Annotated in this window: 15 protein-coding genes and 1 pseudogene; 10 read left to right on the forward strand and 6 right to left on the reverse strand. The window is 45.1% G+C overall.

The annotated features are described in order from the left end of the window. Window positions 1-122: 122 nt before the first annotated feature. The 3 genes from PP175_RS04715 to fdhF are packed head-to-tail and all read right to left on the reverse strand — an operon-like array spanning window position 123 to window position 3,770. On the reverse strand, window positions 123-272 hold the full coding sequence (locus tag PP175_RS04715; protein ID WP_272441679.1) for a hypothetical protein: 150 nt from the start codon (window positions 270-272) through the stop codon (window positions 123-125). Continuing rightward, window positions 269-814, reverse strand: coding sequence for a helical membrane plugin domain-containing protein (locus PP175_RS04720; protein ID WP_272441680.1), 546 nt, complete (start codon window positions 812-814; stop codon window positions 269-271). Before PP175_RS04720 ends, PP175_RS04715 begins: the two co-directional genes overlap by 4 nt. After that, window positions 789-3,770 (reverse strand): formate dehydrogenase subunit alpha, encoded by a 2,982-nt coding sequence (gene fdhF, locus PP175_RS04725; RefSeq protein WP_272441681.1) that lies wholly within the window; start codon window positions 3,768-3,770, stop codon window positions 789-791. The genes PP175_RS04720 and fdhF overlap by 26 nt, the downstream gene beginning before the upstream one ends. 285 nt (window positions 3,771-4,055) lie before the next feature. On the opposite strand from fdhF, the gene PP175_RS04730 reads away from it, so the two are divergent. The 9 genes and pseudogenes from PP175_RS04730 (at window position 4,056) to PP175_RS04770 (ending at window position 11,745) form a co-directional block, all read left to right on the forward strand. Then, the gene (locus PP175_RS04730; protein ID WP_272441682.1) at window positions 4,056-4,754 is read left to right on the forward strand and encodes a UPF0016 family protein; all 699 of its coding nucleotides are present in this window, start codon (window positions 4,056-4,058) and stop codon (window positions 4,752-4,754) included. Window positions 4,755-4,769: 15 nt separating this feature from the next. After that, the gene (locus tag PP175_RS04735; protein ID WP_272441683.1) at window positions 4,770-5,855 is read left to right on the forward strand and encodes a toxic anion resistance protein; all 1,086 of its coding nucleotides are present in this window, start codon (window positions 4,770-4,772) and stop codon (window positions 5,853-5,855) included. Window positions 5,856-5,957: 102 nt separating this feature from the next. Continuing rightward, window positions 5,958-6,437, forward strand: a complete 480-nt coding sequence (locus PP175_RS04740) for a hypothetical protein (protein ID WP_272441684.1) — start codon at window positions 5,958-5,960, stop codon at window positions 6,435-6,437. A 279-nt stretch (window positions 6,438-6,716) separates the two neighbouring features. After that, window positions 6,717-8,228 (forward strand): carboxypeptidase M32, encoded by a 1,512-nt coding sequence (locus tag PP175_RS04745; RefSeq protein ID WP_272441685.1) that lies wholly within the window; start codon window positions 6,717-6,719, stop codon window positions 8,226-8,228. A 285-nt stretch (window positions 8,229-8,513) separates the two neighbouring features. After that, a pseudogene (locus PP175_RS04750) lies at window positions 8,514-9,630 on the forward strand (IS4 family transposase). Window positions 9,631-9,942: 312 nt separating this feature from the next. After that, complete coding sequence (locus tag PP175_RS04755; protein WP_272441686.1) at window positions 9,943-10,320, forward strand: VOC family protein; 378 nt, start codon at window positions 9,943-9,945, stop codon at window positions 10,318-10,320. Between the two features lie 221 nt (window positions 10,321-10,541). Continuing rightward, window positions 10,542-10,862, forward strand: coding sequence for a thioredoxin family protein (locus PP175_RS04760; RefSeq protein ID WP_272441687.1), 321 nt, complete (start codon window positions 10,542-10,544; stop codon window positions 10,860-10,862). A gap of 83 nt (window positions 10,863-10,945) precedes the next feature. Then, window positions 10,946-11,401: a metal-dependent hydrolase gene (locus PP175_RS04765; RefSeq protein WP_272441688.1), complete on the forward strand. Its 456-nt coding sequence runs from the start codon at window positions 10,946-10,948 to the stop codon at window positions 11,399-11,401. A gap of 35 nt (window positions 11,402-11,436) precedes the next feature. Beyond that, window positions 11,437-11,745 carry a rhodanese-like domain-containing protein gene (locus PP175_RS04770; protein WP_272441689.1) on the forward strand — a complete coding sequence of 103 codons (309 nt, stop codon included), beginning with the start codon at window positions 11,437-11,439 and terminating at the stop codon, window positions 11,743-11,745. Between the two features lie 64 nt (window positions 11,746-11,809). Here PP175_RS04770 and bacA read toward each other — a convergent pair whose 3' ends face one another. The 3 genes from bacA to lhgO all read right to left on the reverse strand — a co-directional run bounded on the left by bacA (window position 11,810) and on the right by lhgO (window position 14,970). Then, window positions 11,810-12,607 (reverse strand): undecaprenyl-diphosphate phosphatase, encoded by a 798-nt coding sequence (gene bacA, locus PP175_RS04775; protein ID WP_272441690.1) that lies wholly within the window; start codon window positions 12,605-12,607, stop codon window positions 11,810-11,812. 432 nt (window positions 12,608-13,039) lie between these two features. Then, the gene (locus PP175_RS04780; RefSeq protein ID WP_272441691.1) at window positions 13,040-13,738 is read right to left on the reverse strand and encodes a FadR/GntR family transcriptional regulator; all 699 of its coding nucleotides are present in this window, start codon (window positions 13,736-13,738) and stop codon (window positions 13,040-13,042) included. Window positions 13,739-13,758: 20 nt separating this feature from the next. Further along, complete coding sequence (lhgO, locus tag PP175_RS04785) at window positions 13,759-14,970, reverse strand: L-2-hydroxyglutarate oxidase (RefSeq protein WP_272443187.1); 1,212 nt, start codon at window positions 14,968-14,970, stop codon at window positions 13,759-13,761. A 352-nt stretch (window positions 14,971-15,322) separates the two neighbouring features. Here lhgO and PP175_RS04790 point away from each other — a divergent pair, with 352 nt between their 5' ends. Beyond that, complete coding sequence (locus tag PP175_RS04790) at window positions 15,323-16,582, forward strand: MFS transporter (RefSeq protein ID WP_272441692.1); 1,260 nt, start codon at window positions 15,323-15,325, stop codon at window positions 16,580-16,582. Window positions 16,583-16,913 lie beyond the last annotated feature (331 nt).

Below are 16,913 nucleotides of genomic sequence, written 5' to 3' on the forward strand. Positions count from 1 at the left end.
TTTCTTCTAACAGCATAGGATTTCTGAGTGGTTTAAATACAAGGGCCTGCGGAGGTTCATACCAGTACCTGCCGCAGGCCCTTCTGCAATTCCTGCAAAACAAAGCTCCAGGCGGAGTTCTTCTACGATAAATAATTTTGGATTGTGTTCTGCCGATCTTCCTGGCAGTTGCTGCAAATATGGAGAACTTTATCTGCGGAAAGCTCCTTTGGAATTTCTAGACCTTCATCCAGTTCTTCCGCATTGCCGCAGATTTCACAGATGCGAATCATTCAGGTGCCTCCTTTAAGTATCTGTCATGCGACGGTGTGTCGTTCATTTCGTTTTTGATTTCTTCGTTTTTCTTGGTAAATTCTTTGCTCATTCCCCGCATAAATTCAAGGGCTCCCGTAATGAGCGCGTTGATTTCCGGATCACGCAGCGATGTGGCCAGTTGCCACATGCTGGTTCTCTTTCCCTTAGATTCAGTAGACTGTTCCATTCCGTGGTGAATGCTTTTGAATAAACGTTCGACAAGGAGCGGGTCGACCTTTGAAAGAAACTGCGCGGCAAGAATACCGTTCTTCGCCATAACCGGAATGCCTGCGACTTGTACAAATTCTAATCCAACTTTCCCCACGCTTTGGCGGTTTTTAAGAATGCCCTGCAGAATATCAAGGGCACCTGAATTTTTTGCTTCCTTCAAAATGTCGAGGAACTGGACAATAGCATCGCTGCTTTCACTGATGCTCTGTAATACCTGCTGGAGCGATTCAGCCCCTTTTTCCGCTGCGGTGGGTATTTTTCGCTCAATTTGGCTTATCGGCCTCGCCATTGCGATCCCTCTCTTTTCTAATGGTTTCGCCTACCGGTTCAAAGTCCGAGCGCTCCCATTTATTCTCAACACGAACGCCAATCTGCGGCTCACGCTGGGCAAATCGATGATTCACACGGGGTAATGGCGGCTCTCCTTCCGGTTCAAGGATTTCCATCTGGACATCCATTTCTTTATAGCTAGGCGTGTGTGTAATGATGTCATGGTAGCTGCTTGTCAGCCTGTTAACCGCTTCGTTGTCCTTTCGCGTATTCATTGGCAGGTAAAGTTCGTGTCCTGTCACTCTGTCGGTTACCTGTACCCTGACTTCAACTACACCATAGGGTGAAGTGAGCCGGACGAGTGCACCGTTTTTAATACCACGTTCCCTGGCTAGCTCAGGTGACACTTCAAGCCACACACTTGGTACCTTATGGGTAATCCCCTCTGATCTGTACGTCATATTGCCTTCATGGAAGTGCTCGAGTAGGCGCCCGTTGTTTAGATGCAGATCAAATGTGGGGCCGGCTTTAAATGGTGATGTCCACTTAACAGGGAAGAAGCGGGCTTTGCCGTCTGGAAAAGCAAATTTATCTTCATAAAGAAGGGGCGTGTCTGTGCCATCCGGCGCTACAGGCCACAGCTGGCTGTTCCATCCTTCCAGTCTTTCATAGCTGACACCGGCAAACAGCGGCGCAAGGCTTGCTGCTTCAGCCATAATTTCACCTGGATGTGTATAGTTCCAGCCTGCACCGAGCCGGTTTGCTACTTCCTGGATAATCATCCAGTCCGGCTTAGACTGGCCCAGCGGCTCAAATACTTTATGGAAACGTTGAATTCGGCGTTCTGTGTTCGTGAATGTTCCATCTTTTTCAAGGCTTGGTGAAGCCGGAAGTACCACATCGGCATACTGTGCCGTTTTTGAGAAGAAGATGTCCTGTACAACAAAGAATTCAAGCTTCTCAAACGCGCCGTCTACGAAATTAGAGTTGGCGTCTACAAGCGACATTTCTTCGCCAAATAGATAAAGAGCTTTTAAGTCGCCTTTGTAAATGCCTTCCACCATCTGGTGGTTATCGTATCCAGGTTCTTCCGGCAAGTTTACACCCCACGCTTTTTCATAGCGTGCCCGAACCTTTTCGTCTGCAACGGGTTCATAGCCCGGGAACCAAGCGGGCATCGTTCCAAAATCGCACGCGCCCTGTACATTGTTGTGGCCGCGAAGCGGATAACCGCCTGTACCAGGGCGACCAAAGTTGCCGGTAGCAAGCAGCAGGTTACAAATTGCGGTGCTAGCGTCGGTCGCTCCGGTATGTTGGGTAATGCCCATGGCCCAGAGGATACACACAGACTTTGCTTCATGAATCATGTTAGCCAGCTCAATCAGCAGTTCTTTTGTTATGCCTGTTATTTGCTCGGCGAACTCGAGTGTATACTCATCCAGTGATTTAACGTAGTCATCGAATCCATTGGCCCTGTTGTTAATAAAGTCCATATCTGCCCACCCTTGGTCTACGATGTACTTCGTCACGGCGGACAGCCAGATTAGGTCTGTACTTGGTTTCGGATGGATGTACATGTCTGCACGCTCTGCCAGTTCATTCTTGCGAAGGTCGGCTACCACGAGTTTATGGCCTTTTAGTTTATGGGACCGCTTAATTCGGGTTGCAAGTACCGGATGCGATTCCGCCGGATTTGCGCCTATAACGATCACTAAGTCTGAGGCTTCAATGTCGTGGATGGTTCCGGCGTCGCCGCCCAGCCCAACCGTACGCATAAGGCCGGCAGTAGCCGGAGACTGGCAGTAACGGGAACAGTTATCGATATTGTTGCTGCCCATTACACCCCGGGCGAATTTCTGGAACAAGTAGTTTTCTTCGTTGCTGCATTTAGAAGAAGCGATATAGCCGATCGAATGAGGGCCGTGCTGTTCTTTAATACCAGACAATTTGCTGGCGATTAAATCGAGCGCCTCGTCCCATGTTGATTCAACAAATGTATCGCCTTTGCGGATAAGCGGTTTCGTCAGCCGCTCGGTGCTGTTTACGAAATCCCAACCGAACTTTCCTTTTATGCAGGTTGAAATCCCGTTAACAGGCGCATCCTCCATCGGTTCGATCTTTAGAATTTGGCGATCCTTTGTCCAAACTTCGAAACTGCAGCCAACCCCGCAGTATGTACATACGGTCTTTGTCCGTTGTATCCTCGTCTGGCGCATTGCAGCTTCGATCTCAGAGACCATAAAAATTTCGCGGTAGCCCGGTTCGACTTCTTTTGTTAAATCAATCATCGGCTCTAACACTTGTGAGGCGATTCCAGTCAAATACCCGGCTTCCCCAAGCATGGATTTTTCCATCAATGCGTTGCAGGGGCATACGGTAACACAGTGGCCGCAGGAGACGCAGGATGATTCATCGATCGGCACGTCCTGATCCCAGATAACGCGGGGGCGCTCCCGGCTCCAGTCGATCGATAGCGTCTCGTTTACCTGCAGATCCTGGCAGGCTTCCACACAGCGGCCGCATAGAATACACTGGTCAGGCTCATAGCGGTAGAAAGGGTGGGAGAAGTCTGACTCGTACGGTTTGGGTTCAAATTCGTACTTCTGATGCTCCATTTGAAGCATCTCAGTTGTGTTGTGGACTTTGCAGTTCCCGTTATTGTTATCACAAACTGTACAGTACAGCTCGTGATTCTTTAATATGCGGGACATGGCTTCCATCTGGGCCTCTTTAACAATCTGTGAAGTGGTTGATATGTTCATCCCGGTTTCGAGCGGTGCTGCACAGGCCCGCACCAGTTCACCGTTCACTTCTACAAGGCAGGTATCGCATGTCTGAATGGGGCCTAGCTGAGAATGATAGCAAATGTTTGGGATAAAAGTATCCTGGGCTTCGGCGGCATTAAGGATCGTCTGCCCGGGCTTTCCTTGAACTTCCTTATCGTTCAAGCGGAAAGGTATGAATTCATCGCTCATTTAGGAACCACCTCTCTTATATATTATGTTTAACCTGACTGCTAATGGGTGAAGACAATATAACTACAGTTTTCCCTACCCCACCTGGAAGATTACAAACAAATTAAGGTTTTTTTAAACAATATAGGGGAGAACATGGCTCCGCATTTTCTTTCCGAAGAGTTGGGCGTATGGTAAAATATAAACCATGAAGGATATAACACTTTGTTCTATCATCACGATATACATCTTCCATTCATGTATGGTTGTCGACCATTGGTATAACGGCAGGGGAGGACAAGCTTTATGAGACATTTATTATCGACTGCTTTAAAGTCGGAGATCGGGGTTAAAACATTCGCAGGCGCCTTATCTGGATACATGCTTGCGCTTTTTACATCTCCTGTGTTCCCGCACTTTGTTTCAATGGCGATACCGCCAGCTTTCGCTTTTACAGGATTCGCCTGGGGGTATAAAAAAATTCACCGCGCCCGCCAGCGCGCCAAAACCGTTCAGGAGTTTATCCAGGGGGATGAGGTGCTGTTTGTGCCTGCACCTGCCTCAGGGTCATATATAGGAATGCAGCGGGAAGTGAAACCTGTGTCCGAGTACGCTCAGCAGGTTATGCTCGCTCTTGCCAAAATTCGTGAAAGGGTAATGACGGAGAATGGGGCACAGAAGCTGGACAATGAAATCGCCAGCCGTACCCTCGCGATTATCTCGCGTATTCAAACGCTGATTCCGTATGTCGAGGATACAAACAGCATAGAATTGAACCACCTTGTCAAACGTCTGGCTACCTCTGACTTAGGCAGTATCATTCAACCATTTCTTCGTCTGTCCGAAGAGAATAAAATCAAAAGCAGGAGGCTTATTTTAGACAGCCTGCGCAGCATCGACGATAAATTGAATGAGATTTTTGGTACGATTGAGCAGCACGATCTGCTGGAGCTCGATCGCAAAGCTACCCTTATTTCTCATCGCTATAATCCGGTTGATAAATGATAAGGAGAGGATCGTATGACCACGCAAGCTGCGCTCATTAAAGAAGAGGATATTAAAAAAATTCAAGCGGAAGCGCAGGCGGTTGTCCAGCGCCTTTCCGATTCGAATGAGCAGGAAGTTGAGAAAATTGTGGTTCAGCTGGGGGCGCTTGGAGAAAACACGCAGCGCGAAGCTGGGAAATCCCTTGAGATTTTAAAGCGCCCTGTAAATGAGCTGATGAACGATAAGAATAAAGAAATTTCCAATACATTGCTGCGCCTGCGCGGATGCGTGGACGAGCTCAACCCTAATAAAAGCGGGATGGGATTTGTTTCCCGCCTGTTTGGCAAGAACAGGGTGCAGAATTATATGCGCAAATACCAAACCGTCGAAAAGCAGATAACCGAGATCAACCATTCCTTGCTCAATGGGCGCGATCAACTGCAAGAAGACATTGTTGAGCTTCGCCAAATTAAAAAAATCGCGATGGATCGCATTTATGATTTGGAGAAGCGTACGTATTTCGGCAAGAAACTGCTTGAAATGCTTGAAGAAGAAGAGCAGAAAGAAGCGTACACCAACAACAAGGGCCTAATTGAGAAGGCGATGGTGAAAGTCGTAACCCGGGTGAAAAATATGACTCAGATGGTTAACCTACTTCAGCAGTCTATTGCCTCAATCGATATTATTATTGATAACAACGAGAAGCTGGATGAGGCGGTCTTCAACGCCATCACAATGATGCAGAACGTGGTTACGGTTACGGCATCTATTCAACTCGCATTAAGCCATCAGGAAAAAGTGATTACTGCGGTTCACAAGGTGAATGAGGGCATCGAGGAAATTATGCTCTCCAATGCCGCCTCACTCAAAGAAAATACCATCCGTACTAATAATTTGCTTGAAAAGCCGTCCATTGGCATCGATAAGATACAGAAAGCATGCGATGATCTGTATGCCGCTATCCAAGCCTCGGAAGACTCAAGCCGCAGAATGATTACGTCAGGCAAAAGCTATATCGAAATTATGGAGAAATTAAATACAGAAATGCGTCCGAAACTGGCCGTTGGATCGGCCCCGATTAAGGAAACAAAACAACTTAAAGAAAATCTTTTTGATTAAATGCACATATAAAGTTCTAAAGAGTTACAGCGAAGCGTATACTGGCCATAGAGAAAAATGGGTGCGATAAACGCGAAAAGAGTAGAGAAGAGAGGGAACAGCATGATACACAATAGCGGACTGCAAATTGCAGCCATCTACCGCCGGTTAAACCGGATATTTGATAACCGCATATCCATGGCCCTTTGTATTGCCGATGATACTTATACTGTGAGAAACGATGACCTCTATTTTACAGATGGTGAGGCCTATGATCTGGGCGCTCCCTATCTTGAAATTTACAATATGAGCTACCTCGTTCTTATAAACCGTCCTTCAGCAGGCATATTTAGCAAAGAAAACACGTACCGGATTGTCTTTGTGGATGGAACAGACGGTCTCTTGGCGGCGGAAGAAGTATTAAAACGAGTGCTTACCGTTAACCCGGCAGAACCGGATCCCGAGGCGATTAAAGCAGAGGTGGACTACTATCTGCTTGTTTTACACGACGGGCTTAAAGAAAATGACCAACAAATCATTCAGGCTGCGAAAAAGAATCTTCAGCGACTTTACCAGCATGCATTGGAATGGGAATTGATTTAACACCGAGCCACAGCTGCACATAGCTGTGGTTCTTCTTTTGTTTGCTGGTGGGGTTCACAGCACTCTTTTTGATGTGGGTCTTTCATTAACCACATATTTCCACATTTGGTTTACGGATAATAGGCAAAAAAGGTAAAAAGGACGGAATAAATTGAAGGATGGAATAAAGCGGTAGGTGTAGAATAAGGCTATACACAGTATTTGACAAGAGGAGCATTTCTATCGACACAAATAAACACCATATAGGAAGTTAACTAGCAGCTTATTAAGGAGGAAAAAATGACAACCCTTGAAAAAGCACTTACAACTTTTAAACAGCAGGAACAAAAAATCAATCACTTCTCCGATATTTTAAGTCTGGTCCACTGGGACCAAGCAACAAAAGCTCCGAAAAAAGGTTCCGAAACGATGGCAGATGCCATCGGAAGCCTTTCTTCTGAAATTTTTGCTCTTATCACATCAAATGAAATGGAAGAAGCCTTACGGGTTTTAAGCGAACCTAAAACGTATGAGGGGCTCGACGAAGTCACAAAAGCTTGTGTTCGTGTACGAAAACGCTCATTTGACCGGTTCAAAAAAATTCCACCGGAAATGTACAACGCATTCGTTATTTTGACAACAAACGCTCAAAACATTTGGGCAGAAGCCAAACGGAAAAATGATTATTCCCTTTTTGAACCAACGCTCCAAAAGATTATCGAGATGAACAGGAAGTTCACCCAACTGTACGGATACAAAGACCATCCGTATGATGCGTTGCTCGATGCATTTGAACCTGGATACACCGTTGAAATATTAGATACCATTTTCTCTGAGGTTCGAAAAGAAACGATTGCACTCCTCGAAAAAATCAATAACGCACCTAATAAACCAAGGAACGATATTTTCGCTCGTGCATTTGATTATGGGAAACAAAAAGAATTTTGTCTCTCTTTACTCCCGTTACTTTGCTTTGACACAGAGGCAGGTCGGCTGGATGAAAGTGCACACCCGTTTGAAACGGCGATTAACGGTAGAGATGTCCGTATTACTACCCGATATGAGGATGACCCACGCTCCACAATCTTTAGCGTTATTCATGAAACAGGGCATGCCTTGTATGAACAAGGCGTAAATCCGGCTTTTGAAGGGCTAAACATTCGTGGTGGGGCTTCAATGGGAATTCACGAATCGCAATCCCGCTTTCTTGAGAATTTTGTAGGTCGTAGTCGTCCGTTTTGGACTTTTATGTATCCTAAATTGCAAAACGTTTTTCCTCAACAGCTGGAGGATGTCTCCCTTGATGAATTTTATCGAGCAATTAATGTCGTAAAACCTTCCCTCATTCGAACCGAAGCCGATGAACTGACTTATAACTTGCATATTATGATTCGATACGAAATCGAAAAAGAATTAATGGCAGGAACACTTGAGGGAAAAGATCTTCCAAGAGTTTGGAACGAAAAGATGAAAGAATACCTGGGAGTTGTACCGACAACAGATGCAGAATCTGCGTTACAAGATATTCACTGGGCGGGGGGAGATTTCGGCTATTTCCCAACTTATTCTTTGGGTAACCTTTTTGCAGCTCAACTTTATTACACCATTAAAGAGCAAATGCCTGGGTTTAATGAAAAGCTATCAAGAGGTGAGATTTCGAACATTCGAGGATGGTTGAAACAAAATATCCATCAATACGGTATGCTCTACACACCAAGCGAATTAATCGTGAAAGCCACTGGAGAAGAATTGCAGGCTAAATATTTGGTTAAATACTTTAACGAAAAATACAGCGATATTTATCAGCTGTAAACAAAAGGAGGGCCTTATCCACTATTTGTGATAAGGTCCTTGTTATTGAACTAAACTGGCAGGTTAATGCAATAAAACTCATAACTTAAAGGGTAGTTTAACAGATATTTATAATGTAAAATTTATCTAATTTCTATATGGGGAGGCACTAGTGTTGCATTAATTATTTTTTAGTATTAAGAATCATCCTTATATTTAAATTTATTGTTTTTGACAATAAAAAAATCCTTTACAATGGAAAGTACAGGTGGTTCCTGTCCAAATCCAATATAAAGGATCAACACCATGGACAAGAATACACGAAATTCTTCATTTGGTAAATGGATTTCACCCATAAATTTTCAAGATCTAGATGAACAGATTGAAATCCACAAGCAAGATTATTATACAAAAAAACTGACGACTGAATCTTATATCAAGCTTCTTCTTTTTTTCACACTTACAAGAGACGGAAAGCCTACACGCTTTAAGCGATGCTTTACTCGATACTGACCTTCAAAAAACCGTAGGTTTTGATTCGATTAGTGTTTCGCAGTTATCCCGAAAAAATAATAGCGTAGAACCCGCCATACTTTCCCGTGTGTTCTTAGATCTCGTGCAAAAAATCCAAGTGCTCCATCAAAAAAGCGTAAAGCCCATGCCATTAAAGGTCATTGATTCCAGCACCTTACCCTTGAACCTCACTCACTATAAATGGGCGAAGTTCCGGAAAACAAAGGCAGGCGTGAAACTTCACCTTCGGTTAGTTTTCATGGATGAAAAGACGGCCTACCCGGATAAAGCGATCATTACAACAGCCAGGGAGCATGATCGAGGCCAGCTGGAAGTGCTGGTCGATGATAAAGAAGCCATGTACGTGTTTGACCGTGGCTATGTAGATTACGAACGCTTTGACCGGATGACCGATGATGGATACTTTTTTGTCTCGCGTCTCAAGAAGAATGCCTTCATCCGTGAGATCTATTCCTTCTCTCTTCCGAAGGAAAGTACCGTTTTATCAGACCGAATGGTGTGTATCGGTACGACGCAGAATCGGACAGAAAACGTCTTTCGACTTTTGGAAGTCGTGGATACCAAAGGAAACCAGCTTCGCCTGATCACGAATCGTTTCGATATAAGTGCTGAGGAAATCAGTGAAATCTACCGATCTAGATGGGCCATTGAATTGTTTTTCAAATGGCTAAAGCAGCACGTAATGATCAAGCAATTTTATGGGATGAGTAAAAAAGCCATACAAAATCAAATTTTTTCAGCACTCATTGTATATTGTTTGCATGTATTGGTTCAACTTGAGACAAACAGCAAAAAGAATGTCCTTCAGATTAGTCGATGGCTCAAAGCTGCTTTATGGAAAACATCTACCGTTTGGATTCGTCGATTTTCTAATCAAACCATTCCGTAGGAATGAAGCAGTCGTTGTTGCAAAGGTTTAACTGTATAAAAATACCAAATGGACAGAGCGACCTTTACTATAGTGTTTACCTTTTTGGCTTATAACTAAGGAAGATGTAAATCTGATAATTCTGTATTTATTTATGCAACACTAGTGATGGGGAGGGAATTATTATGGAACACGAACTAAAAAAGCTTATAAAAAAGTGTGACCTTGCAATTAAGCAAGAAGATTTTGAGACATTGCCAATTTTAAGGAAAAAAATGGAATGTTAAACAATAAATGAAAATATCCAAAATTAATAGAAATGGAGAAAAGCAAATGATTAATAAGGTCGGTCAAATTATGTTATATGTGAATAACCAAGATGAGTCATTGAAATTTTGGACAGAAAAAGTAGGGTTTAGCTTAGTTGCTGAAGAAAATAACGGGCAAATGAGATGGATTGAAATTGCTCCAACGAACGAAGCAGCAACGAGTATTGTACTCCACAGTAAGGAACTTATTGCTAAAATGCAGCCTGAATTAAATCTCCATACACCTTCGTTATTGTTTTTTTCGGAAAATCTCGATAGATTATATAAAGACTTTTCGGACAAAAATATCACAGTCGGAGAACTTGTAAATATGCCTTCTGGAAGAGTATTTAACTTTGCTGATAATGAAGGAAATTACTTTGCGGTCATGGAAAAAAAGTAATTACAAAATGAAGAAAAATTCATTTAATTCCTATTGTTTCTAAATAAAATCTAGACAACTATCGGGATCCATCTGTAAGGCCAGCCTATATTTAGTGGAAATTTACCCAAGCTTCTTCTATTTTAAATAGAGGAGGCTTTTTTAATGGTCCATTGGAACAGGAAGGTATTTTTTCTTGTAGTGGGGACCATAAGGCTCGATGAGAGCAGGAGGTGTTGAAGATGAAAGAGTTAGACCGCTTTCAAGTGGAAGCCAAAGTTAATAACCCCGAGGGAAATTGGGCGCTCTACCTATACACGCCGATGTGCGGAACCTGTGCAGTAGCGGAAAAAATGCTGGAAATTGTGCTCGCCACCACACCTGATATCCCTTTATTCAAAAGCGATGTGAATTATATTGCTGAGCTGGCCCGCAGCTGGAAAGTGGAAAGTGTGCCCTGTTTGATGCTGTTTGAGACAGGTCGGCTACGGGATAAAATATACGCAATGGAATCGGTTGTAAAGCTTCATTCCCTTCTTAAACCGCTGGCTGGCCAGAAATAAAGCGCACATGTGTTTCCATTGCGGCTGATTCATAGTAAAATATAGGAATGAATGTACATTTTAGCTGCAAGGAGTCGACACCATTGTTAGGAAAAACACATATGCTTGCCGGTGCTGTCGCCGGCTATCTGGTATCGCCAGATTGGAAGGGGATTGTGGCAGGAGCCATAGTGGGCCTTCTGCCGGATATTGACCAGCCTGGTTCTCTTCTCGGGAGAACGCTGTACCCTGTTTCATATATAATAAGCCGAAAGTTCCGTCACCGGACTTTTACCCATTCCTTGTTGTTCGCATTTATTGTATATGCTGTCTGTGCCAGCCTGGATCCACAACTTGGCATTATTGCCGCAGCGGGTCTGGCCTCCCACCTGCTGGGAGATATGATAACAGGAAGACTGCTTTTGTTGTGGCCCTCCCGAAAGTGGATCGGGATACGCATACCAAGAACGCTATATACCGTCATGGACCGGGGGATCTTTTTTATGCTTATCGCGTTTTCCGTTTGGTACGCCGTGAGTAATTTGTTAAGCCGGATTTAGGCTATAATCGTTTCATATTGAGATAGGAGAAAGCTATGGATATTTTATCAATAACGCCTGATGAATTCGCTGAGCAATATAAGAATGGAAAATTGGATAAGGAATGCATTATAGACGTGCGGGAGCCCTTTGAATGGGAGATGGTTCATCTGGAAGGCACGAAGCACATTCCGATGAATGAAATTCCCCACTACATAGATAGGCTGGACAAAGTCAGTCCGCTGTACATTATGTGCGCGCACGGGGTGCGAAGCTGGCATGTCCAGCAGTACCTGCTCGCGAATGGATTTGAAAAGATTATCAACGTAGAGGGTGGAATTTCGGAAGTGGCCCGCTTCCTTTAAGTATCGAAGAAGCCCGCACCAGTCTATTTTGAACAGACTGTTTTGCGGGCTATTTCGTCTGTTATTAGCGGATGATGAATGCCCAAAAAGCTGCAGCTAAAATGAAACGATACATAGCGAATGGTGTGAGTTTGATGCGCTCCAATAGTTTTAGGAATGTGACAACAGCAGCCATCGCAACTGCAAACGCGGTGACAAAGCCAACTGCAAAGAAATTAAAATCGGCGGCTGTCAGCGTCCCAATCATCTTGTACAGGTCAAGCGCACTGGCCGCCATCATAATCGGAATCGCCATGAGGAACGTGAAGTCGGCAGCTGCCTTATGGTTGGTTCCGAGCAGCAGCCCCCCGGCAATGGTGGCGCCGGACCGGGAGAAACCGGGCCACAGAGCAAGGCATTGAAAGAGCCCAATACCGAACGCCTGCTTATAGGTAATCTGGTCCACCGTCGCCGCTCTCACTTGCGCCTGTTTTTTTTCGGCAAAAATCATCAAAAGTCCGCCTACAACCAGGCTTAAAAGAACGGTTTCAGGTGAGAATAGTGCCTTCTTAATGTAGCTGTGTGCAAGTAGCCCCATGATGGACGCTGGCATCATGCCAAGAATGATATGGACAAGGTTTAACTGCGGAGCCCCGCTCCTTCTTTCATTCATCCCAAGCAGCCCAAGGACGCGCCGCCAGTATAGAATGGCAACAGCAAGGATGGCGCCAAGCTGAATGACGATTTCAAATGTCTCCGCCTTATCCCCGGTAAAATGGAGCAGGCTTCCTGATAGAATCATGTGGCCGGTTGAAGAAACGGGAAGAAATTCTGTGAGCCCTTCAACAACGCCCTGAATGATGGCGACGAGATATGAGTCCATAAGTACCTCCAAGTTTTGGCAAGTTCGTTTTTGAACACGCTATATTATATAATGGGGATGGCGTGTCTATTACGCTTTTTTCTTAGATAGGGAGGTACCTGATGAAATACCGACCGGCATTAGGGAATCTCGGCCAGTGACAAGCGTAAGCGTAGGCGATGGCCCTAGATTCCTTTATACCGTTTAGGTGCAACATCTGGGTATCTCATTGATGGAGACAGGTTGCCGGTCTTTTTCGCCCTCTGTTCCACACGCTCCACAAGGGGGAAGAAAGGTGCGGACATGCGCCTCACGATGTTTTCCTTGGTGTTTCGGGACCGGAGGTCCTATTTAAAAAATTGCTCAATGCACTTCAATGCGTTAAAGCGAAATATACTTTCCTATACAATAATAAAAACTCGCGGGCGCCTGTCCTGCGAGTTTTTATTATTTTTACGGGTTAAGAAGCAGAGCCAGTTTCTTTTCCACGTTTCGTAAATGAATCGAACATTGTACTTTGGCCAGTTCCGGCTCTTCATTTTCGATAGCCTCGAAGATAGCCTGGTGTTCCAGATAGACTATCTGACGTTTGCGCTTCAATCCGATATTTTGCTTAAGCGTAATCGAGAGTGACTTGTGGTAAAGCGAAGATAGACTCTCAAGCATGTGAATCATCACGGGATTGTGTGTGGCGTTAATTAACGAGCAGTGAAAGGCGTAGTCGGCCTCCATGCCGGTTTGGTCTGCTGTATCCAGGTCATGTTCCAACTGCCTGAGCACTTGCTGTATTTGCTTAAGGTCTTCCGGCGTGCGCCTTAATGCTGCCAGATAGGCCGCCTCAGGTTCAAGGATTTTTCGCATTTCAAACAGATGGGTAATGCTGTCCGCATCTGCCTGCTGAATCCGGAAGTGCTGCCCAAGTGGGAACGGAATAGCTTCTTCCACATAGCTGCCGCCTCCCTGCTGGGATGAAATAACACCCATCGACCGCAGCATACTCAACGCTTCGCGAATTGGCATCCGGCTTGCTCCGAACTGTGCGGCCAATTCCATCTCAGTTGGAAGCTTTGACCCGGGAGGATATTTGCCCGATTCGATCAGGGCCAACAATTCTCGGGAAATCTTCTGCGAGATTTTCTCCTTTCTTTCCATATATCCTCCTTAGAATTCCTTCATGTTGCAAAAATAGGAGATCGCAAAGGCCCGGGAATCTGTTCGCTAATCGCCTGGCCTATGGAGATCGAAGCCGTCGCTGCGGGTGACGGTGCATTCAAAATATGAATGGATTTTTCATTGGAAACAATGAGAAAATCGTCCACCAGTTTTCCGTCTTTTGTGAGCGCCTGGGCGCGTACGCCATTTTGCGACGGAATTAAATCGTCTTCACGCATCTCAGGGATCAGGCGCTGCAGATTCCGCACAAAAACTTTCTTGCTTAAAGATCGTACGATTTCCTTCCAGCCTTCACTCATGTTTTGCCCGGCTATTTTCCAGAAGGCAGGGTATGTCATAACTTCGGCAAAATCCCGTAAGTTAAAATCTGTCTTTCGGTACCCTTCCCGCTTCAGGCTCAGGACCGCATTGGGCCCGGCATGCACATGGCCATCGATCATCCGGGTGAAGTGAACCCCCAGAAACGGAAAGTTCGGATTCGGTACCGGGTAGATTAAGTTTTTTACTAATCCGTGCTTTTCCGGTATCAATTCGTAGTATTCACCTCGGAACGGAACGATTTTCATATTGGTTTGCATTCCCTGCAGAGCAGCAATCCGATCGCAGTGCAGGCCAGCGCAGTTGATAAGAAAACGGCCGCGAAATGTCCCGTTATCACATTCCACAATCATTTCATCTGCATCTTCCCGAATGGTTTCTGCCCTGGTATTCAAGAGCAGGGTGCCGCCCCTCTCTTGGATGAGAGCAGCAAATTGCTCAGCGACACGCCGATAGTTAACAATTCCTGCTTCCTTGACATGAATAGCTTTAAGCCCGCTGGCATGCGGCTCAATTTCGCGCAACTGTTCGGAGCCGATTAAACTTACACCCAGCCCGTTTTGCAGGCCTCGTTCATATAAATTTTGCAGCAGCGGCAGTTCTTCCTCTTCCGTTGCTACGATTACTTTTCCGCACATTTCGTAGGCAATCCCGTATTGATCGCAGAAGGCTCGCAGTCTGTTGCCGCCGCCTTTTGAGAATTTAGCTTTTAGGCTTCCGGGTTTATAGTAAATACCCGAATGGATCACACCGCTGTTGTGACCGGTCTGATGATAAGCGATCGAATTTTCCTTCTCGATAATAAGAATTCTGGCTTCCGGGTAGCGTTCGCTGAGAGCATAACCGGTGGACAGGCCAACAATTCCGCTGCCTATAATGATATAGTCATAGATCATATTTTCACCCTTTTCTATAGTATAGGGGGACACCAACAAGGTAAAGAAATTTGTAATACAAGTATAAAGTGAATGAGATAAAATTTTCAACTGAAACTTTAGAATATTTGATATAGACAATCGAATTGGTTTTGTGTATGCTTGAATTGAAATAATATTTTCCAATTTTATGGCTCAGCTGTATGTTTCAAGGTTTAGTCAGTGCGAATTAGTACAACTAACTTGTCATACTAATTTCGCATGAATCGTTCGAGAGGAGTAAAAGGAGGGGAGGATGGTTTACATTTTTGTATAGAGAATTTTGAAACCGGTTGCAACACGTAGAACAAGAAAGGAGTGCTTATCCAGTATGTCGATTAAAGCACCGCACGATGTTTCATTGCGTAACCAGCCGAATGTCGGCCCGGCTAAAACGAATTTTCGGTGGTGGTTCGCTGTTGCCCTGTGGTTTTTGCTGTTAGTCTCTTACATTGACCGGACGAACATCTCCATAGCAGGGCCATTTATGGTAAAAGAAGGCGTTGTTACAGCAGGTGGCCTCGCGTTGGCCAATAGTCTTTTTCTGTTTATGTATGGTTTATCTAATATTTTCGGCGGTTACTTGAGTGACAGGTTTGGGGCACGCAAAATTGCACTTTTCGCTCTTATATGGTGGTCGGTGATGACCTTGTTTACAGGCGTAATATGGAGTTCGCTTGCCCTTGTATTTTCCCGCGTCCTTCTGGGATTAGGTGAGGGGATGCATTGGCCCCTCAATTCAAAATGGGTGAAAGCATGGTTTCCTTCACATGAACATGCGCGTGCCAATATGTTCTGGGAGTTCGGGTTGACGATGGGGCCCATTATTACAGGCCCCCTTGTGACATGGATGATCCTGGCTTCTGGCACATGGAAAACTCCGTTTATTGTGATGGCACTGATTGGATTGGTTGTGATGGTACCGATTGTATTAAAAATCGCACAGGATCGGCCTGAGGAGAGTTCCTATGTTTCTCCCGAGGAACTTGCTTTTATCCAGGCAGGCAGATCGAATGAAATGGCGGATTCGGTTTCCGTGAAACAAGTGCTTGGAAAGTTGGACTTCTGGCTGCTGCTCATTAACTGGTCGGGTATGGCGACCGTATTTTATGGGATTCTTTTCTGGCTTCCTACGTATTTGCAGAAGGTGCGCCACCTGTCCGTACACCTGGCGGGATTTTGGTATACGCTGCCATACATTTTGATGACCATCTGCATCATTTTAACCGCGTTCGCCAGCGATAAATTTATGAAGCGTTCCGTCTTTGCCGGGATTGGCACGTTAATTGCCGGCCTCGGGCTGTTCCTCGGGACTCATACGGACAATCTTGTTCTGGCAATGATTTTAATCTCGATTTCAAGCGCTATGAATGGGGTCGTGCTGCCCACGATTTGGAGCTCGCTGCAGCGCATGTTCCCGAGCCGAAGCGTAGGCACCGGTGCCGGGCTGCTTAACGGACTTGAGAACATCATCGCCGCAGTCGGCACGTATATCCTTGGCATTTCTTTTTCAATTGGGTTCCCGTATCTCATAACCTTTGCGTTAATTGGCGGGATTAGCGGACTTATCCTGGCGAAGAGGGGATATTAAAAGGATGAAACCCGGCGAAACTTAAAGCGGCAAGTATAACGACAACCCGAGTAACAGGACTTTTAAAAAGTCTATTATTCGGGTTTTTTATGTTCGCATAAGAAAAGAATAAACATCGTGAGGCGCATGTGCGCACCTTTCTTTCCCCCAGGCCGAAAGGTGTTTCAATTTTACCTTTCGGCATAAGAGCAACTAAGGTTGCTGCCTACGCTATAGCTTGGCCGCAACCTAGTTTTCTAATGGAGCGTGTGGAACAGAGGGCGAAAAAGACCGGCAACTGTCTCCGTCATTGAGAGACCCAGATGTTGCACCTAAACGGTATAAAGGAAAC

It is taken from the genome of Aneurinibacillus sp. Ricciae_BoGa-3 (genome assembly GCF_028421645.1).
GTDB lineage: Bacteria > Bacillota > Bacilli > Aneurinibacillales > Aneurinibacillaceae > Aneurinibacillus_B.